We start from the raw sequence: 18,199 nt of genomic DNA on the forward strand, positions 1-18,199 counted from the left end.
CCGGGCTGACCGGGCTGACCGGGCTGACCGGGCGGGCAGGCCGGGCACACGCCGGTGGGCGGGGCGGCATCGGGCCGCTCCGCCCACCGGTCGTCGCGCGAAGGTCACCTCAAGACGCGGTCACCTCAAGGCGCGGGTCACTTCCAGTTGACGCCCTTGCCCAGGGTGTACGGCTCGCCCCAGTACTCGGCGCCGGAGACCTTGGTCGCCTGCGGCGCCAGGGCCAGCACGCAGGAGGTGATCGACTGCCCGTTGGTGAAGCCCTTCGGGAAGGACGGGTGCGGGCACTTGTCGAAGGTGCCGATCAGCATCACCTCGGAGGCCTCCGAGCCGTCCGGCAGGGTGCCCTTCACCTGGGTCAGGCTGGAGAAGGACAGGTCGGTGCTGCCGGTGTTGGTGACGTTGAAGCGGACGTAGTACGGCACCATGCCCGCGGCCTTGTCGCCCAGCTTCAGCGGGGTGAGGTCGGCCGGGTCGCCCTTGTCGATCGAGGTGACCGTGAGCGAGACGGTGCCCTTGGTGCTGCCCGAGGAGAACGGGATGGTGGCGGCCTGGCCGATCTTCACCGTGGTGCCGGGCGCCGCGGTCGGACCGGCCTGGGCCGGGGCCCCGCCGGTGGCGCCGCCCGTCGCCCCGCCGGTGGCGCCGCCGGTCGGCGCGGCCGCGGAGGTGGGGGCGGCCGGGGTGGTCTGCGCGGCGGTCGGCGCGGCCGGCGCCTGGGTGGCCGGCGGGGTGGTGGCGCTGTCGGACGAAGCGGCGTCGTCGTTGCAGGCGCTCATGGTGAGCGCGCCGACCACGGCCAGGCCGGCCAGGGCCAAGGTGCGACTGTTGCGGATGGTCTTCACGTGATGTCCCCCGTTATTGCGGACCGCCGTCGCGACGGTCCTCCTGTGGGATGTTCATAGCGCAGGGGCCGTGCGGGACGCCACGCTTTCCAGGTGGTCTTGACGCTGCCGTGACGAGTCCTGCGCGGGTCCGTGACAAGGGATGCCGAGTCGTGATCAGTGGTACCCGAACCGCCTGCCACCTCGGACGATCCACCGGACACGCCCTAAGCGGCCCGCAGCACCAGTTCGTTGTACGTCGTGACGGTGCCGAAGCCCAGCCGCCGGTAGAGGTGGATCGCCGGGGCGTTGTCCGTACGGACGTTGAGGCCCAGGTGGTCGGTGGTCGGCGCGAGGTGCCGGGCCAGCGCGGTGACGCAGGAGCGGGCCAGGCCGCGGCCGCGGGCGTCGGGGTGGGTGACCACGTTGCCGAGCACGGCGACCCGGTGCGCGGGGGAGTGGACGTGCACCCCGGCGGCGGCCACCAGTCGGCCGTGCTCGCGGACGCCGACGTAGCCGCCGGCCGCCAGCAGTCGCCGGTCGAACCAGGACTCGGGGTAGGCCTCGGCCAGCAGGGTGTGCAGGGCGTCCAGGTCGGCGAGGGTCAACTGCTCGGTCCGGTGGACGGGTTCGGCGGGGAGGCGGCCCGGGGCCGGGAGGATCATCCGCAGCAGCGGGGTACGCCGCTCGACGCTGTAGTCCGGGGCGAGGGCCCGCTCGGCGCCGTCCGGCAGCCCGGCGGTGAAGCGGCGCGGCAGGAACGGCCGCAGCGCGCCCAGCAGTTCCTCCAGGGCGGGGACGGCGGCGGGCCGGGCGAAGGCGAGCAGTACGGGGGTGTCGCCGCCGCTGTAGAGCAGGGCGACCGGTCCGCGGTCGGGATCGGTGGTGTACCAGGTGGTGTTGGGCCAGAGGGTGTCGTCCAGGTCGCCGAGTTCGAACAGGTGCAGGGCCGGGTCGGGGCGGAACCGTTCGGCGAGCGCGGCGCGGTCGTGCAGGCTGATGAGGGGCACGGGGTCGAGCTTAGGGCGGGTCTGAACGATCCCTGGGCCTGGTCCGTCGGTGAACGGACGGACCAGGCCGCGGGGTGGCCGAGCCGGGTCAGACCTGGCCGAGGGTCAGCACGTAGCGGCCCCGGGTGTCGCCCCGGCGGGGTGCGCGGCCGATGCCGAGGTGGTTGAAGCGCGGGTCGAGCAGGGCGCCGCGGTGCTGCGGGCTGTGCATCCAGCGCTGCATGGCCTCGGGCACGCTGTTGGCCGCCGCGGCGATCTCGGCGGCGAAGCGGAAGGCGAAGCCGGCCGTCCGGATCCGGCGCCAGGGCGTGCTGCCGTCGGTGCCGTCGTGCTGGAGGAGGTCGTGCGCGGCGAGGTCGTCGGCGTGGCGCTGGGCGGCGGTGTTGAGCCGTTCGTCCAGGTTGAGCAGTCGGGCGCCGGCGTGGACGCGCCGGAAGTTGGCGGAGGTCAGCATCTCGGTGCGGAAGTCGCCGCCGGTGGCGGTCCAGGGCGTGGCCGCGGGTGTCAGGATCCGGCCGTTGCGCACGAGCGTGGTCATGGGTCGCGCCTTTCCTCGGGTGTCGCCCCGGGCCGCGGGCGGCGCGGTCCGGGGCCGGACGAGGAGTACGGTCCCGGACCACGGTAGACAGCCGGTCAACGCGCGTAGCCGGTGGTCGGTCGAGCTCGGTCGGCCGAGGTCGGCCAGCTGCCCTTCGACCTGCGCTGGCCCGGTCGGCCGGGCTCGGTCGGCCGAGGTCGGCCGGCTGCCCTTCGACCTGCGCTGGCCCGGTCGGCCGGGCTCGGTCAGCCGAGGCCGGCCAGCTGCCCTTCGACCTGCGCGGCGTCCTCGTCGAGGCCGAGCCGCCGGTAGCCGTCCAGGGCGTCGGTGAGGCAGGCGCGGGCCTGGCGCGGGCGGCCGAGGCCGGCGAGGGCGGTGCCGAGGGTGCGCAGCAGGGCGGCCTCCAGGGCGGCGCTGGTGCGGCGGGCCTGCGGCAGGACGGCTTCGGCGAGGTCCGCGGCGAGCAGCCAGCGCCCGGCTTCGGCGTGGATGCGGGCGGCGAGGTCTCCGGCGGCGGCTTCGAACACGGTGACCTGGAGGACGGCGAACTCGTCCCGGGCGCCGAGCGCGTCGGCGAGGGCGGCCTCCGGGTCGCCGCACAGCCGCAGGACCCGGGCGAGGTAGTAGCGGCCGATCGCGGCGGACACCGGTCCGGAGCCGCTCATCAGGCGGGCGCTGCGTTCGGCGGCGTCCCGGGCCTCGGCGAGGCGCCCGGTGTGGGCGGCGCTGAAGGCGAACTCGCCGAGCGCGCTGCCCTCGGCCCGTTGGGCGCCGACCCGGTGGAACAGCTCGGCGGCGCGGCCGGCGTGTTCGGCGGCTTCGGCGTAGCGGCCCTGGACCCGGGCGTTACTGCCGAGGTTGATCAGGGCTTTGGCGAGCACGCCTTCGGTTCGCGGGTCGGTGCAGAGGTCGACGGCCCGGCGGATCTCCTGCTCGGACTCGGCGTAGCGGTTGATGTGCCAGAGCATGGTGCCGCGCAGGTAGCGGGCGAGGGCGAGCGGGCCGTCCTCGCCGCGGGCCTCGGCCTCCTGGGCGATGCGTCCGGCGAGGTCGCCGAGGATGCCGGTCTGGGCGCGTTCGGAGAGCACGGCCCCCATCCGGTCGGCCAGTTCGGCGGCCCGGTCGAGCGGCAGGGCCGGGTCGGCGCAGCTGAGCACGATGGCGGCGGCGTGCACCTCGGCCTGGTCGCGCATCCAGCGCACGGCTTCGGCGCCGTCGGTGATCGGCCGGCCGGCCGCGGTCACGGACACGCCGAGCAGGCTGAGTTCGGCGGGTTCCGCCTTGCGGGCGGCCCGGTCGGCGTTGCGGGCGGTGGCCAGGCAGAAGTCGGTGAGCCGGGCGGCGGCGGCGGTGCGTTCGGCGGGGGGCTCCTCGGTGGCGAGCCGGCCGCGGGCGTAGTCGCGGACGAGGTCGTGGAAGCCGTACCGGCCGAAGCGGGGGGAGTGCAGAAGGTTGAGGTCGACGAGGGTTTCGAGGAGCTGGTCGGCCTGGTCCTCGGTGCGGCCGAGCAGGGCGGCGGCGCAGGGCAGCGGCAGGTCGGGGGTTTCGGGCAGCGCGAGCAGGCGGAAGGCGCGGGCGAGTTCCGGGTCGAGGCGGTGGTAGGAGAGCGCGAAGGTGGCTTCCACGGTGCGTTCGCCGTCGCTGAGTTCGGCGAGCCGGTGTTCCCGGCGCAGTCCTTCGGCGAGAGCGGCGAGGGTGAGGCCGGGGTCGGCGGCGAGCCGGGAGGCGGCGATGCGGACGGCGAGCGGCAGCAGCCCGCAGGCCCGGACGACCTCCTCGGCGGCTTGCGGTTCGGCGGTGACGCGTTCGGCGCCGACGATCCGGGTGAGCAGGTCGAGGGCCTCGGTGGGCGGCAGGGTGTCCAGTCGCAGGTGGTGGGCGCCGGAGAGGCCGGTGAGCCGCAGCCGGCTGGTGATCAGGACGGCGCAGCCGGCCGCGCCGGGCAGCAGCGGTTCGACGTGGTCGCGGGTGGCGGCGTTGTCGAGGACGACGAGGACGCGTCGCCCGGCCAGGGCCGAGCGGTAGAGGGCGCTGCGTTCGCCGGTGTCGTTGGGGATCTCGTCGGGGGCGATGCCGAGGGCGCGCAGGAAGCCGGTCAGGACGGTGCCCGGGTCGGGCGGGGTGCGGTCGGCGCCGCGCAGGTCGACGAAGAGCTGCCCGTCGGGGAAGCGGTCGCGGACCTGCCGGGCGAGGTGCACGGCGAGGGTGGTCTTGCCGACGCCGCCCATGCCGTCCAGGGCGGAGATCATGACGGCCCGCCCGCCGGCGCCGGCGAGCTGCTCCGCGAGGGTGTCGAGTTCCTCGGCTCGGCCGGTGAAGTCGGGCAGGCCGGAGGGGAGTTGGTCGGGGGCCTGCCAGCGGTCGGCGGCGGGCTCGGGGTCGGCCTTCGGCGGCAGCAGGGCGGTGTCCTCGCGCAGGATGCGCAGCTGGAGCTCGGCGGGGCCGTGGTCGTCGGCGGGCAGGTACGGGCGGGCGTCCTCGTAGACGGCGAGTGCCTCGGCCTTGCGGCCGGCCCGGTAGAGGGCGCGCATCAGGACGGCGGTGAGCCGGGGCCGGCCGGGGTGCTCCAGGGCGAGGGCGGTGGCCTCGGCGATGAGGTCGGTGCGGTCGCCGAGGTCGGCGTCGAGTTCGAGCTGGGTCTCCTTGGCCGAGATCCGCTGTTCGGCGAGTCGGGCCCGGACGGCTTCGGCGTGCCGTCCGGGCAGCCCGGCGAGCGCCTCGCCGACCCAGAGCCGTTGGGCGCGGTGCAGGACGTCCCGGACGTCCTGCGGGGGTGCGTCCGCCCGGCGCAGTCGTTCGGCCTCGGCGAGCAGGGCCTGCCATTCGTCGGCGTCGGTCGGTACCGGCCGGAGGGCGTAGCCGTCCCCGACGCGCAGCAGCGGCATGTCTTCCGGGGCGTCGCCGGTGTGCGGCTTGAGCGCGGCGCGCAGCCGGGAGACGGCGAGCTGGACGGCCTTGCGCGGGTCGGCCGGCGGGGTGCCGCCCCACACGCCCTCGATCAGTACCGAGGTGGCCACCGTCCGTCCGGCGGCGTCCAGCAGTACGGCGAGCACGGCGCGCTGCTGGGGGCGGCCGAGCTCCACCTCCTCGGTCCCGTACCAGGCCCGCAGTGGGCCGAGCAGCGCGAAGCGCAGCCCGGGGCCCCCCTTGTCCACCATGTCGTCCCGTCCCGATGAGTCGTCCCGTGCCGGGATCCCGCCACTTCCGTCCGGATTGCGGCGCCCCCCGTCCCGGCCTCGTATGCTCTGCTCACAGATTGTGCACCGGACGTCGGAATTCCGAGGGGTGGGGAGTGGTGCTCGAATTCCGCGTGCTGGGGTCCCTGCGGGCCCGGTGCGAGGGCGTGGAGGTCGACCTCGGGCGACCGCAGCAGCGGGCCGTGCTTGCGGCGCTGCTGCTGGCGCCCGGGCAGTTGGTGTCGACGGACCGGCTGGTCGAGGGCGTGTGGGGGGAGGACGACGCGCGCTGGCCGAAGGATCCGGTGGGCCAGATCGGCACCCATGTGCACCGGCTGCGGCGGGCGTTGGGCGCGCCCGGACTGGTGGTCGCGGCGGCCGGCGGGTACCGGCTGTCGGTGCCGCGCGGCTCGGTGGACCTGTTCCGCTACGAGGCGGCGGTGGCCGAGGCAGTTGCGCTGCGTCACCAGGAGCCCCTGCGGGCGTGGGAGTTGCTGGGCGAGGCGCTCGGGGCCTGGGCGGGCGGCCGGGCGCTGGACGGCGTGCCGGGGCCGCTCGCGGAGCGGGCCCGGGAGCGGCTGGCGGCCGGGCGGCTGGCGGCGCGGAAGGTGCGGTACGACCTGGACCTGGCGCTCGGGCGGCACGTCGAGGCGCTGGAGGAGCTGGGCGCGCTGGCCGCCGAGTGCCCGCTGGACGAGGAGGTGCACCGGCTGCACCTGCTGGCGCTGCACCGCTGTGGCCGAACGGCGCAGGCCCTGGCCGAGTACGGGGCGTTGCGGGAGCGGCTGGGCCGGGAGCTGGGGCTCGAACCGGCCGTCGCGGTCGTGGAGCTGGCCGACCGGATCCGGCGCGGGGAGGCCCCGGTGTCGCTGCGGCGGCTTCCCCGGCCGAGCCAGCTGCCGCCCGACATCCCCGACCTGGTGGGGCGGGCCGGGTTGGCGGGGCAGGCGGAACGGGCGCTGCGGGCGGTCGGCGGCTCGCCGGTGGTGGGGCTGTCCGGTCCGGCGGGCAGCGGGAAGTCGGCACTGGCGGTGCACATCGCCCACGCTGCCCAGGACGCCTTCCCGGACGGGCAGTTGTACGCGAGCGGGGGTGAGCCGGGCACGGTCCTGGCCGCCTTCCTGCGGGCCCTGGGGGAGCGGCCCGCGGGTTCGGACACCGTCGGGGAACTGTCCGTGCGGTACCGCTCCGCACTGGCCGGACGGCGTGTGCTGGTGGTGCTCGACGGAGTGGCCGACCCCGGCCCGCTGCTGCCCGCGACGAGCGGGTGCGCGGTGGTGGTCACGGGGGCGGAGCCGGGGGCCCTGCCGGGCGACGCGGTCCGGCTGACGGTCGGGGCGCTGGAACCGCACGACGCCCACGAGCTGCTGGCGCGGATCGTGGGCGTGGAGCGGATCGGCCGGGAGCCGGCCGCGGTGGAGGAGCTGGCCGGGATCTGCGGCCACCTTCCCGTCCTGCTGCGGACGGCGGCGACGCGGCTCGCGGCCCGGCCCTGGTGGTCGGTGGCGGACCTGGTGACCAGGTTCGCCGAACGGGGGTGAGGGCCGGGCCGCGGTGGTGCTCCTAGTACGGGTCGGTGCTGCTGATGACCGAGTAGCTCGGGCCGCTCTCGAACTGGGAGATGTAGTCGATCTTGACGCCGCCGAAGCCCCAGACCTCCAGCTTGACCCCGTCGTTGGGGTTGGACTTGAAGGTGTTGCTGTTCCAGCAGACGCGGTCGTTGGCGCCGTAGACGACGAAGTTGCCGTCGGTCTGCAGGGTCGCCCGGGTGCCGCAGCCCCAGCTGCCCGGCGCGGCCCACTTGGCGACGTACCGGTTGTCGGTCCGGTAGACGACGAGGTTGCCGTCGGTCTGGAGGATCAGCCGGGTGTAGCCGGTGTCGATGGCCTGGCCGGGCAGGAGCGTCACGGGTGCGTTCTGGGTCACCCTGGGGGCCAGGTCGGGGTTGACGATGGTGTCCGCCTGGGCGGTCCCCGTCGCCGTCATCGTCCCGGCCAGCGCCAGGGCGCCCGCTGCTGCTGCCATGGCCATGTGCCGCATCGTCTTCATATCCCCGTGCTGCCTCTCTCACGTGTGGGTGCGCCCGTGAAGGTGGCGGGCGCCCTGTGGTGTACGGATCATGGCCGAGGGCGGTAGACAAAAGATAAACAGGACGTTGAGGCCTGCCCGCTCGCCGGGGCGGCGAGCGGGCAGGGAGGGTCAGGCGAGGTGGTCGAACTCGCCGGGCTTCACGCCGAGGAGGAGGGCGCGGAGTTCGGCGGTGGTCGTGGTGATGACGAGGGAGGGGGCGTCGAACTCGCGGACGTGGCGAAGGTCGTCTGATCCGGGAGCCGGCTCAAGGCGGTCATCGCCTCCCTCCGCGTTGCCGTACGAGCCCGTGTAGTGCCGTCTCCCGGTCTGCGGCCGGTAGAGCGTGCGCGGTGAGCTGCTGGAACATCTGGCTGTGGGCGGCCAGTTCAGCTTGATCGATGAGGTGCTCTGCCTGCTCGGGGCCATCCGTGATGACCGTCGAAAGTTCAGGGCAGCCCGGATCGCTGAAGACGAAGGAACCGGAGAAGGGCGGGCTCTCGGGGGCGGTGAACGGCAGCACCTGGAGATCTACGTTGGGAAGCCCGGCGCCCCTGAGTGGTCCAGCGCATCGCCTACCGCGAGGCCGCCGGCCGCAACGCCCCCTGGCCCGCCGCCCGGCTCCACCCGCGCTCGCCGGTGTGAAACCCTCGCCCCATGGACGAGTTCACGCGCCGCCTGGACGGCGCCTGGGAGTGGTGGCACGCCGCCATCGAGGATTCCCAGGAGGGCAGGTGGATCCGCACCGACGCCGAACGCCGGACGATCGACGACATCGCCGCCGCGACCGTGGGCTGTCCGCACCCGGCCGGTGAACTCCCCTGGCGGGCCCGGCTCGCCCGCATCGTCCGCTGGGCCGCCGTGCTGCGGCTCGCCGCCCGGGCCGGCGGCTGGGAGCTGGTGCCCGTCGCGGGCGCGGCCCCGGCCCGGCCCGCCGGGATGGCGACCCTGCTCTCCGCCGTCTACGCCGTCGGGGAGCAGGGCGAGATCTGGCTCGACGCCCTCCGCACGCAGGGCCCGCCGCCGGTGGCCGAAGTCGGCCGGGCGGAGGCCTTCCTCTTCGGGCCGGGCTCCGTCGAGGACCTCCGGCAGTTCTTCTACGACTGATGACGCCCCGGAGCGGGAAGTCGGACCCGCCGACCTCCCGCTCCGCAACCGACCCGGCTCGGGTGCAACCGAACACCCGTGTTACCCGTTTCAGCTGGTGTGAAGCTCACCGGCACCCCGTTTTTCGTTCTCGCGCTCGTCCTCGTCCCGATCTCCATCGGGCTGCTGATGTACCTGTGGAACCGGGTGCGCGGGCCGCACGCGCTGCGCTTCGGGTCGCGGCTGCTGATGGTGGCCTTCGCACAGCTGACGGCGGTGACGCTGGTGTTCGTGGTGGTGAACAACGACAACCAGCTGTACGGCAGCTGGGACGACCTGCTCGGCACCGGCAGCCACGTCCGCGCCGTGCCCGTACCGCCCCCGGCGGACGCGACGGCGGCGGCCAACGCACCGGACCAGCCCAAGGTGACGCAGCAGTTCGGGCCGGTGGACGACCCCGCCGTGCCGAAGGACGTGAGGACGACCCAGCTGAAGGGCCGGGTGTCCGGCGTCGACGGCGAGGTGCTGGTGTGGACGCCGCCGCAGTACGCCGACCCGGCCTACAAGGACAAGAAGTTCCCGGTGGTGGAGCTGCTGGCGGGCTTCCCCGGTTCGTCCAGCGCCTGGTTCGGCAGCATGAACGTCTCCAAGCAACTGGAGCCGCTGATGAAGTCCGGGCAGGTCGCGCCGTTCATCCTGGTGTCTCCGCGGGTCGTCCTGCTCGCCGGGCACGTGGACACCGGCTGCGCGGACGTGCCGGGCCAGGCCAACGCCGAGACCTGGCTGGCGCGCGACGTGCCGCAGATGGTGCTGGACAACTTCCGCGCCGAGCCGGGCCCGGAGCGGTGGGCGGTGGCCGGCTATTCGGCGGGCGCGCACTGTGCCGTCCGGCTGGCCCTGGGGCACCCGAACCGGTACCACGCGGGCGTCAGCCTGTCCGGGTACAACGACCCGATGGGGGAGCCGGACTCGCTGACCGCCAAGGACCCGCACCTGCGCGAGGTCTCCAACCCGGTCTACCTGCTGCAGCACGCGCAGACGCCGCCGAACGTGGCCCTGTACGTGACCGGGAAGAAGGGCGACGGCTACGAGGACGCCCTGGCGCTGCAGAAGAACGCCAAGGCGCCGACGGCCGTCACCCTGGAGGAGGTCAACGGTCCGCACCTGACCTCCACCTGGCAGCCGCTGGTGCCGGCGGTGTTCACCTGGCTCACCCGGACCGTCGGGAAGGGCTGACGGCCGGCGGCCGGGGCGGTCACCGCGGAGGCAGCTCGCAGCCGTCCGGGCCGCAGGCTTCCGCGTCGCCCCCGCCTTCGGCCAGCGGGATCAGCGGCGCCGGCACCCGGCTGCCCCAGGCCTGCTCGAGCGCCCGGGTGAACGTCTCCGCGGGCTGGGCGCCGGAGACCCCGAGCCGCCGGTCGAGGACGAAGAACGGCACGCCCGTCGCCCCCATGGCGGCGGCCGTCTCCTCGTCCTCGCGCACCGCCGCCGCGTAGGCCTCCGGGTCGGCCAGCACGGCGGCCGATCCGGCGGCGTCCAGCCCGGCCTCGACGGCCAGCTCGGCCAGCCGGCCGGTGTCGAAGGCGGAGCGCTCCTCGGCGAAGTTGGCCCGGTACAGCGCGTCCAGCAGCTCGGCCTGGCGGCCCTGCTCCTTGGCGAAGTGCAGCAGCCGGTGCATGTCGAAGGAGTTCGCGGCGTCCCGCCCGTCGTCCAGGTAGGGCAGGCCCTCGCCGCGCGCGTTCTCGGCGATCCGGGCCTCCGCGGCCTCGGCCTGCTCCAGGCTCATCCCGTACTTCGTGGCGAGCAGCGGGATCACCGGACGGGCCGTGCGCGGCGCGTGCGGGTCCAGTTCGAACGAGCGGTGGACGACCTCCACCTCGTCACGGTGCGGGAACACCGCCAGGGCCTGCTCGAACCGGGCCTTGCCGATGTAGCACCACGGGCAGTTGATGTCGCTCCAGATCTCCACGCGCACGGCGCCGTACTCCTTCCGGTCCCGCGCGGACCGTCCGCGCCGACGGTTACCGGAACGCCGGTCTCCACCTGAATATTTCTCGTCCTGAAATATTCAGGTTCGGGAGCCGGGGACCGGTCGCTCGTAGCGGCTCATCCAGAGGACGGGGACGTCCTCCGGCGACTGCCCCGGGAGGCCGAGCCAGCGGGCGTCACCGCGGTGTACGAAGCCGCGCCCCTCGTAGTAGTCGCGCAGCGAGCGGTTGTGGGCGACGCAGTCCAGCCGCAGCGCGTCCACTCCGCGCTGCCGGGCCCGCTCCTCGGCCCAGCCGAGGACGAGCCCGCCCAGGCCGCGCGCCCACCGGCGCACGGCCAGCCGGTGCACGTAGCCGGCCTCGCCGCCGACGTCCGCCCAGAGGTCGTCGGCCCAGTCCAGGGTGACCGTCCCGGCGGTCTTGTCCCCGACGTCCACCAGCCAGGTCTCGCCGCGCTCGATCGCGTCGGCCACCCACTCGGGCGGGAAGCTGCCCGGCCACTGGCGGATGCCCCGCCCGCCCAGCCACCCGGCCGCCTCGTCCAGCACGTCCAACACCTCGCCGGTGTGCTCCGGCGCGGCGGGCCGGAACGAGACCCGGTCGCCCGCCCACTCGATCGAACCGCTCATCGCTCCTGCCGTCCTGCCGTCCTGCCGCTTCGGGGCCGGGGGTGCCGCGAGATCCCCCGCCGCCCAGCGTTCCAGCTCCGCCCCGACGGTGTCCACCGGTCCCGGCCCGCCCCCGCCGCCACGAAGGGGACTTGAGCCAGACCGCGGTCCGGAGCCGATCGGCTCGCCTTCTCCGTCACCGGCACCGCCGCCTGGCGGGGCTCGACTGACACCGTTCACCCGATCGACCGTGTCACGGAGCGGGCCGTCGGCCCGGCCGACTTCCCGCTCCGCGCGTGCCGTCGGAGGCCGTCTGAGGCCGGCTCAGCAGGAGATGTCGCCGCCGCCCACGTTGGTGCCCAGTACGCCGACGAACTGCTTGAACAGGTTGATCCGGTCGTTACGCTCGTCCGGGTTCTTGCCGTTGCACTCCAGGTCGCCGTTGATGCTGCGGATGGTCTCGCCGAAGCCCTTGTTGTTGACGATGGCGTCGTGCGGGGTCATCGTCCCGGCGCCCTTCTGGGCGTCCCAGAACCACAGGCCGGTCTTCCAGGCGACGGCCGGGTCCTTCTCGACCTTGTACGGGTCGTGCAGCAGGTCGAGGTGGAGGGCGTCGCCCGCGGCCTTGTAGTTGAAGTTCCAGCTGATCTGCAGCGGCCCGCGCCCGTAGTACGCGGACTGCCCGGCCGGACAGCCGTAGGGCTGGGTGGTGTCGCAGTAGTGGCTGTAGTTGGCGGTGTTCTGCTCGACGACGTAGCGGAGCCCGCCGGTCTCGTGGCTGACGTTGGCGAGGAAGGCAGCCGCCTCGCGCTTGCGGGTGGCGTCGTCGCCGGTGGTGGCGAACTTCGGGTAGGCGCCCAGCGCGTCGGTCAGGCCCTTGTACGTGTAGAAGGAATTCCGGTTCGGGAACATCTTGTTGAACTGGGCCTCGCTGACCACGAATGAGCCCGCGGCGAAGGCCGGGGCGGTGGTCGGGCCGGTCAGGGCGAGGGTGCTCAGGACGGCGGCGGAGGCCACGGCGGAGAGGGTGCGGGAGAGCTTCATCGTTCCTCGTCGGGAGTCAGGGGCGGGGGGTGCTTCGCTCTCGAAGTACCGGAGCCATCGTGGTGGCCGCCGTCCCCGGTTCGAACCGGGCCGAGGTCCAAACCACTCGTACGGGTCTTATCCAGCCGGGTAGTTGTCGTCGCGCCCACTGCGGGGTGATCATCCGTCCGTCATACGCACCGGATAGCCTCATCCGCGCACGGCACGAGAGCGGACCGGGGGACAGGGCATGGCGCACACCGACGACGGGGGCGACGAGCGGCTGGCGGCGGAGGGAGAGGTGGCCGTCGCCCGGCTGGCCATCGACTCCGGCGACCTCACCCACGCCGCCGACCACCTCTCCGACGCGATCCTCGCCGACCCCCAGCTGCCCGAACTCCACGAGGCGCTGGCCGAGTTGTCCGCCGCCGCGGGCGGGCCCGCCAAAGCGCGCGAGCTGTTCCCGCTGGACGGCGAGGTCTACCTGGGTACGGTCGTCTGCCGGGCCCACGTGGAGGCCGCCGCCGGGGACTGGGACACCGCCGTCAGCCTGCTCGCCTCGGCGATCCAGTACGAGCCGGGCCGCCCCTGGGCGCACGCCGCCTGGCTCGCCCGCGAGGACCTGCCCGCCCTGGTCGACCCGGACGCCGTCGCCCAGGCGGTGGCCCGCGCCGCCGGTGCGCTGCCCGACCCGCTGCCCGCCGAAATCGCCGACACCGTAAGGCCCTTCGAGCGCTTCCTGCGGGCCGTGGTGGCCCGCCACCCCGAGCACCCGCTGCTACTGGCGATGGCCTCCGGCCTGACCCGCCGCTTCGGCGCCACCACTCGCGCCGTCGAACTCGCCGAGCGGGCCCACCGGCTGGCCCCCGGCTACCTGCCCGCGGTGATGCTCGGCAACGCCCTGCGTGCCGACGGCCGCCCCGAGGAGGCGCTCGCCGTCTGGGAGGCCGAACTCGCCCGGGCCGCCCCGGAGGAGGGCGACTCCAGCGGCTACCTCGCCGTGGACGTAGCCGAGTTGTACGGCACCCTCGGCCGCCCCGCCGAGGGCCTGCCCTGGCTGGAGCGCGTCCTCGCCGCCGATCCCGACCACCCCAAGGCCGCCCCCGCCCGGCACGGACTGCGACACGCCGTCGACGGCGACGCCGCCCATCTGCTCGCCCTCGCCGACCACCACCGCGACCACCCCGACCACGCGTACGCCCAGGACCTGCTGGAGCGGCTCAGCCACCGGGAGCCCTGGCTGGGCATGGTCACCGGCGCCACCGAGGCGACCGTCAACGTGCTGCACCAGGTGCTCGGTTCGGCCGGCACGGGCACGGGCACCGGCACGGGAACCGGCACCGAGATCGACTGCACCGCCTCCGCCGTCGAGCCGCCCAGCTCGGTGCTGGCCGTCCGGCTCGCGCTGCCGCGCTCCACGGTGTCCTACCGGTCCGTCGGCGACCCCGACCCCCGGCTGCCGCTGACCGAGCCGACCACCCGGATCTGGGCCTGGGACGGCACCGACCCGCGCCCGGCCGTCGCCGCGCCCGCCCCGTCCAGCTCCGAACTCGTCCGCGCCACCGCCGAGATCGTCTGGCCGACCGTGCCCGCCGCCTACGACCACGCCGTCCGGCTGGCCGGGCTGCCACTGGACGAACTGCTCGGCGTGCTCGTCCACCCGCCGGCGCCCCGTGAGGACGACCTCGGCCGCGCGCTGCTCGCCCACCAGCCCGAACTGTGGGTGCGCGCCGTGCAGTCCTTCGCCTGCCTCGGCATCGCCCATCACCGCACCGACCAGCCCTGGGAGGGCTCCGAGCGCCGCCGGGTGCTGCGCGACCTGCTGCTCGGGCCGGAGGACTGGGTGGTCGAGGCGGCCGGCTTCGCCCTGGTCGCGATCGGCTGGACCCACCCCGCCGCCCGCGCCGACATCGCCGCCCTGCTGCGGCAACGGCTGCACTACAGCGCCCGGGCGAGCCGCAGCCGGGTGGTGACCATCCTCCGCTCCTACTGCGCCCTGGTGCTGGCCGCGCCGTGGGCGGAGCCGGCCGACCTCGCGCTCGCCCGGCAGCTGCTGGCGGAGGCGGACGCCCGGGACGCCGAGGGACCGGCGGACACCGACGGCACCGACGGTACTGACGGCACCGACGGCACTGGCGGCACGGATGGGACCGACGGCACTGGCGGCACGGATGATGCCCAGGAGACCGGCGGAGGGCCCGCGCGGGATCCGGGGCGACCCCGCCCCGGCTTGTTCCGCCGCCTCTTCGGCCGCTCCTGACGCGCCGACCCGGTGTCCGCTCGTGACGCTCCGGCCCGGCGTCACACCCCCGGCAGGGTCTCCTGCTCCACGTCGAACCGCGCGACCCGCTCCGCCGGATCGCGGCACTCCGGCCCCAGCCGCAGCATCCGCGACTCCGGGTCGTGCAGCGGCCGGTGGCAGCGTCGGCAGGTCACCCGGGGGCGGAGCGCCTCGGTGGTGTCCGTGCCGGGCAGTGGCTCGGGGCTGGTCATGGAGAGACGGTAGCGGCCGTCGGCCGTGAAAGGATCCTCCGCATGGCCACCGACCGCAGCAGCGCAGGAGATCCGGCGCGCACCCTCGCCCTGCTCTGGGGGCTGACCGCCGAGGAGAAGCCGGGCCGGCGCGGCCCCCGGCAGGCCCGTTCGACCGGCGAGATCGCCGCCGTAGCGATCGCCCTGGCCGACGCCGAGGGCGTGGACGCCGTCACCATGCGCCGGGTCGCCCAGGAGCTGGGGCTGTCCGCGATGGCGCTCTACACCTACGTGCCCGGCAAGGCCGAACTCCTGGACCTGATGCTGGACACGGTCTACGCCACCATGCCCCGCAGCACCCCGGCGGACGACGGCTGGCGGGCCCGGGCCACCGCCGTCGCCGACGACAACCGGGAGCTGTACCGCGCCCACCCGTGGGTCGCGGCCGTGTCCACCAGCCGCCCGCCGCTGGGCCCCGGCCTGATGGCCAAGTACGAGTACGAGCTGCGCGCCCTGGAGGGCACCGGCCTGCCCGACGTCGAACTGGACGCCGCGCTGACCCACCTGCTCGGCTTCGTCCAGACCTGCGCCCGGATGGCCGCCGACGAGCGGGCCGCCCAGCAGGACAGCGCGCTGACCGACGCCCAGTGGTGGCAGGCCAACGCCGAACTGCTGGCCCGGGTCTTCGACCCCGAGCGCCACCCCGTCGCCGCCCGCGTCGGGGCCGCCGCCGGGGAGGCGCACGGCGGCGCGTACAGCCCGGACCACGCGTACGCCTTCGGGCTGGCCCGGGTCCTGGACGGCCTGGAGGCCCTGATCGGAAAGCAGTAGCCCGGCCTCGGGGAGCAGTGGCCCGCCGTCTCAGGAGGCGGTGGCCCGCCCGTCGTACTCCTCGCGGGCCGCGACCACGGAGGCCACCCGCTGCTCCGACCAGTGCGCGAGCGCCGCGACCAGCTCCGCCGCCTCCCGCCCGAGCGGGGTGAGGCTGTAGTCGACCCTGGGCGGGATCACCGGGTGCGCCTCGCGCAGCACGAAGCCGTCCCGCTCCAGCGTCTGCAGGGTCTGGGCGAGCATCTTCTCGCTGACCCCCGAGACCCGGCGCCGCAGTTCGCTGAACCGGTAGCCGCGCTCGCGCAGCGCGCCGAGGACGAGCACGCCCCAGCGGCTGGTGACGTGCTCCAGCACGCCCCGGGACGGGCACATCCGGTCGAAGACGTTCGCGGGCGGGAGCCCGTCCGGAACCCTCGTGCTTACCTTCATATCAGTACCCTACTTCGAAGTGCGTACTTTCGAAAGGTTAGTACGGCCCCTAGGGTGAGTTCGAAGGTCAGAAGCCCCCAGAAGTAGGAGCACCCCATGTACGTCGTCACCGGAGCCACCGGCCAGCTCGGCCGTCTCGTCCTCGAAGGCCTGCTGGCCGCCGTCCCCGCGAACGAGGTGGCGGTGGCCGTCCGCTCCGCCGGGAAGGCCGCCGACCTGGCCGCGCGCGGGGTCGACGTCCGGGTGGTCGACTACGACCGGCCGGAGACCCTGGCGGGCGCCTTCGCCGCCGGTGACCGGGTGCTGTTGATCTCGGGCAGCGAGGTCGGCCGCCGGATCCCCCAGCACCGGGCCGTCGTCGAGGCCGCGCGGGCGGCCGGGGTCGCCCTGCTCGCCTACACCAGCATCCCGGCCGCGGCCACCTTCGGGCTGGCCGACGAGCACAAGGCGACCGAGGAGCTGATCATCGCCTCCGGACTGCCGTACGCCTTCCTGCGCAACGGCTGGTACACCGAGAACTACCTGGGCGACGCGGCCGGCACGGTCGAGCGCGGTGTGGTGCTCGGCAGCGCCGGGGACGGCCGGGTGGCCACCGCCCCGCGCCGGGACTACGCCGACGCCGCGGTCGCCGTCCTGCTGCGCGGTGGCGAGCAGAACAAGGCCTACGAGCTGAGCGGGGACACCGCCTGGAGCCTGCCCGAGCTCGCCGCGGAGCTGGCACAGGCCTCCGGCAGGCCGGTCGCCCACCGTGACGTGACCCCGGCCGAGCACCTGGAGGTCCTGGTCGGCGCGGGCCTGCCGCAGGGCTTCGCGGAGGCCCTGGTCGACGTGGACGCGGGCATCGCGCGCGGCGAGCTGGCCGGCACCCCGGGCGACCTGGCCCGGCTGATCGGCCGCCCGACCGTTCCGCTGGCGGAGTCCGTCCGTACCGCGCTCGGGGCCTGAGGCAGCCGGTCGGCTGCCCGACTGGCCCGCCGTCCGGCCGCCGTCCGGTTGTCGTCCGGCCGCCCTCTGGTTGTCGTCTGACCAGCGAAGACGCCGCAACGGTCCAGCATCCAAGCGCTGTCATGACCAAAATCCGGAAACGGAGATGACAGGCTGCCCTCCCGCCCGCTACCGTCACCTCGATATTCGCGCGCGCGGGAGGGCACTCGGCCATGCCACAGACAACCCAGCAGGACAACGGCCGAGGCCTCTGGTACGGCGTGGCGGCCTACGGCATCTGGGGCCTGTTCCCGCTGTTCTGGCCGCTGCTGGAGCCCGGCGCCGCCGACGACATCCTCGCCAACCGGATGGTCTGGTCCCTGGTCGCGGTGGTGCTGATGCTGGTCGCCCAGCGGCACTGGGGCTGGATACGCCCGCTGCTGCGCCAGCCCCGCCGGGTCGCCATGCTGGCCGGCGCGGCCATGGTGATCTCCGTCAACTGGGGCGTCTACATCTGGGCCGTCAACAACGACCACGTCGTGGAGACCAGCCTCGGCTACTTCATCAACCCCCTGGTCACCATCGGCTTCGGCGTCCTCGTGCTCAAGGAGAAGCTGCGCGGCGTGCAGTGGGCGGCCGTCGGAATCGGCGCGGCCGCCGTCGTGGTGCTGACCGCCGCCTTCGGCCAGCTGCCCTGGATCGCGCTCACCCTGGCGCTCTCCTTCGCCACCTACGGCCTGCTGAAGAAGCAGGTCGGGCTGAGCGGGCTGGAGAGCCTGGCCGCGGAGAGCGCCTTCATGTTCCCCTTCGCCCTCGGCTACCTCGTCTACCTGGAGGTCAGCGGGCGCGGCACCTTCGGGCACACGGTGGCCGGCTCGTACGGCTGGGGGCACTCCGGGCTGCTGATGCTCAGCGGGGTGATCACCGCGATCCCGCTGCTGTTCTTCGGCGCGGCCGCCGTCCGGGTACCGCTGACCGTGCTGGGCCTGCTGCAGTACCTGGCGCCGGTGTTCCAGTTCCTGATCGGCGTCGCGGTGTTCCACGAGTCGATGCCGCCGGCGCGCTGGGCCGGCTTCGCCCTGGTGTGGGCCGCGCTGGCACTGCTCACCTGGGAGGCGCTGCGCCAGGTGCGGGCCGACCGCGCCGGGCGGGCCGCGGCGCTGCCGCAGCCCGTCCCGGCCGAGGCCGTCCGGGAAGCCGTCACGCGCTGAGGCGGCTCCCGC

At 74.4% G+C, this 18,199-nt stretch carries 17 protein-coding genes and 1 pseudogene; 7 read left to right on the forward strand and 11 right to left on the reverse strand.

Annotated elements, in window-relative coordinates:
- Window positions 1–137: 137 nt before the first annotated feature.
- The 4 genes from ACZ7BZ_RS16250 to ACZ7BZ_RS16265 form a co-directional block, all read right to left on the reverse strand.
- Entirely contained in the window at window positions 138–845 is a 708-nt protein-coding gene (locus ACZ7BZ_RS16250; RefSeq protein WP_470358898.1) for a hypothetical protein, read from the reverse strand.
- Window positions 846–1,051: 206 nt separating this feature from the next.
- Complete coding sequence (locus tag ACZ7BZ_RS16255; RefSeq protein WP_470358899.1) at window positions 1,052–1,834, reverse strand: GNAT family N-acetyltransferase; 783 nt, start codon at window positions 1,832–1,834, stop codon at window positions 1,052–1,054.
- An 88-nt stretch (window positions 1,835–1,922) separates the two neighbouring features.
- Window positions 1,923–2,372 carry a CAP domain-containing protein gene (locus ACZ7BZ_RS16260; protein ID WP_470358900.1) on the reverse strand — a complete coding sequence of 150 codons (450 nt, stop codon included), beginning with the start codon at window positions 2,370–2,372 and terminating at the stop codon, window positions 1,923–1,925.
- Between the two features lie 245 nt (window positions 2,373–2,617).
- The gene (locus ACZ7BZ_RS16265; protein WP_470358901.1) at window positions 2,618–5,530 is read right to left on the reverse strand and encodes an AfsR/SARP family transcriptional regulator; all 2,913 of its coding nucleotides are present in this window, start codon (window positions 5,528–5,530) and stop codon (window positions 2,618–2,620) included.
- 134 nt (window positions 5,531–5,664) lie between these two features.
- Between ACZ7BZ_RS16265 and ACZ7BZ_RS16270 the strand changes: the two genes are divergently transcribed.
- Window positions 5,665–7,089 carry an AfsR/SARP family transcriptional regulator gene (locus tag ACZ7BZ_RS16270; RefSeq protein WP_470358902.1) on the forward strand — a complete coding sequence of 475 codons (1,425 nt, stop codon included), beginning with the start codon at window positions 5,665–5,667 and terminating at the stop codon, window positions 7,087–7,089.
- Window positions 7,090–7,111: 22 nt separating this feature from the next.
- Here ACZ7BZ_RS16270 and ACZ7BZ_RS16275 read toward each other — a convergent pair whose 3' ends face one another.
- Both ACZ7BZ_RS16275 and ACZ7BZ_RS16280 read right to left on the reverse strand, forming a co-directional pair.
- Complete coding sequence (locus ACZ7BZ_RS16275; protein ID WP_470358903.1) at window positions 7,112–7,579, reverse strand: hypothetical protein; 468 nt, start codon at window positions 7,577–7,579, stop codon at window positions 7,112–7,114.
- Window positions 7,580–7,892: 313 nt separating this feature from the next.
- A pseudogene (locus ACZ7BZ_RS16280) lies at window positions 7,893–8,153 on the reverse strand (Scr1 family TA system antitoxin-like transcriptional regulator); the annotation flags it as partial.
- A gap of 119 nt (window positions 8,154–8,272) precedes the next feature.
- On the opposite strand from ACZ7BZ_RS16280, the gene ACZ7BZ_RS16285 reads away from it, so the two are divergent.
- Together ACZ7BZ_RS16285 and ACZ7BZ_RS16290 are read left to right on the forward strand one after the other, a co-directional pair.
- On the forward strand, window positions 8,273–8,722 hold the full coding sequence (locus tag ACZ7BZ_RS16285) for a hypothetical protein (RefSeq protein ID WP_470358904.1): 450 nt from the start codon (window positions 8,273–8,275) through the stop codon (window positions 8,720–8,722).
- 228 nt (window positions 8,723–8,950) lie between these two features.
- The gene (locus ACZ7BZ_RS16290; protein WP_470358977.1) at window positions 8,951–9,937 is read left to right on the forward strand and encodes an alpha/beta hydrolase; all 987 of its coding nucleotides are present in this window, start codon (window positions 8,951–8,953) and stop codon (window positions 9,935–9,937) included.
- A 19-nt stretch (window positions 9,938–9,956) separates the two neighbouring features.
- Here ACZ7BZ_RS16290 and ACZ7BZ_RS16295 read toward each other — a convergent pair whose 3' ends face one another.
- The 3 genes from ACZ7BZ_RS16295 to ACZ7BZ_RS16305 all read right to left on the reverse strand — a co-directional run bounded on the left by ACZ7BZ_RS16295 (window position 9,957) and on the right by ACZ7BZ_RS16305 (window position 12,341).
- On the reverse strand, window positions 9,957–10,676 hold the full coding sequence (locus ACZ7BZ_RS16295) for a DsbA family oxidoreductase (protein WP_470358905.1): 720 nt from the start codon (window positions 10,674–10,676) through the stop codon (window positions 9,957–9,959).
- A gap of 93 nt (window positions 10,677–10,769) precedes the next feature.
- Window positions 10,770–11,318, reverse strand: a complete 549-nt coding sequence (locus ACZ7BZ_RS16300) for a GNAT family N-acetyltransferase (RefSeq protein WP_470358906.1) — start codon at window positions 11,316–11,318, stop codon at window positions 10,770–10,772.
- A 303-nt stretch (window positions 11,319–11,621) separates the two neighbouring features.
- A complete protein-coding gene (locus ACZ7BZ_RS16305) occupies window positions 11,622–12,341 on the reverse strand; it encodes a chitinase (protein ID WP_470358907.1) in 720 nt (239 codons plus the stop codon).
- Window positions 12,342–12,570: 229 nt separating this feature from the next.
- Between ACZ7BZ_RS16305 and ACZ7BZ_RS16310 the strand changes: the two genes are divergently transcribed.
- Window positions 12,571–14,580, forward strand: coding sequence for a hypothetical protein (locus ACZ7BZ_RS16310; RefSeq protein ID WP_470358908.1), 2,010 nt, complete (start codon window positions 12,571–12,573; stop codon window positions 14,578–14,580).
- Between the two features lie 41 nt (window positions 14,581–14,621).
- Here the strand turns inward: ACZ7BZ_RS16310 and ACZ7BZ_RS16315 are convergent, their stop codons facing one another.
- Entirely contained in the window at window positions 14,622–14,813 is a 192-nt protein-coding gene (locus ACZ7BZ_RS16315; RefSeq protein ID WP_465743809.1) for a DUF6011 domain-containing protein, read from the reverse strand.
- A gap of 42 nt (window positions 14,814–14,855) precedes the next feature.
- On the opposite strand from ACZ7BZ_RS16315, the gene ACZ7BZ_RS16320 reads away from it, so the two are divergent.
- Window positions 14,856–15,623, forward strand: a complete 768-nt coding sequence (locus ACZ7BZ_RS16320; RefSeq protein ID WP_380456970.1) for a TetR/AcrR family transcriptional regulator — start codon at window positions 14,856–14,858, stop codon at window positions 15,621–15,623.
- A 30-nt stretch (window positions 15,624–15,653) separates the two neighbouring features.
- Here the strand turns inward: ACZ7BZ_RS16320 and ACZ7BZ_RS16325 are convergent, their stop codons facing one another.
- On the reverse strand, window positions 15,654–16,052 hold the full coding sequence (locus ACZ7BZ_RS16325; protein WP_470358909.1) for a winged helix-turn-helix transcriptional regulator: 399 nt from the start codon (window positions 16,050–16,052) through the stop codon (window positions 15,654–15,656).
- 96 nt (window positions 16,053–16,148) lie between these two features.
- Between ACZ7BZ_RS16325 and ACZ7BZ_RS16330 the strand changes: the two genes are divergently transcribed.
- Together ACZ7BZ_RS16330 and rarD are read left to right on the forward strand one after the other, a co-directional pair.
- Entirely contained in the window at window positions 16,149–16,997 is an 849-nt protein-coding gene (locus ACZ7BZ_RS16330; protein WP_470358910.1) for an SDR family oxidoreductase, read from the forward strand.
- 212 nt (window positions 16,998–17,209) lie between these two features.
- The gene (gene rarD, locus ACZ7BZ_RS16335; protein WP_470358911.1) at window positions 17,210–18,187 is read left to right on the forward strand and encodes an EamA family transporter RarD; all 978 of its coding nucleotides are present in this window, start codon (window positions 17,210–17,212) and stop codon (window positions 18,185–18,187) included.
- Window positions 18,188–18,199 lie beyond the last annotated feature (12 nt).

The sequence above is a fragment of the Kitasatospora sp. NPDC036934 genome (genome assembly GCF_055608425.1).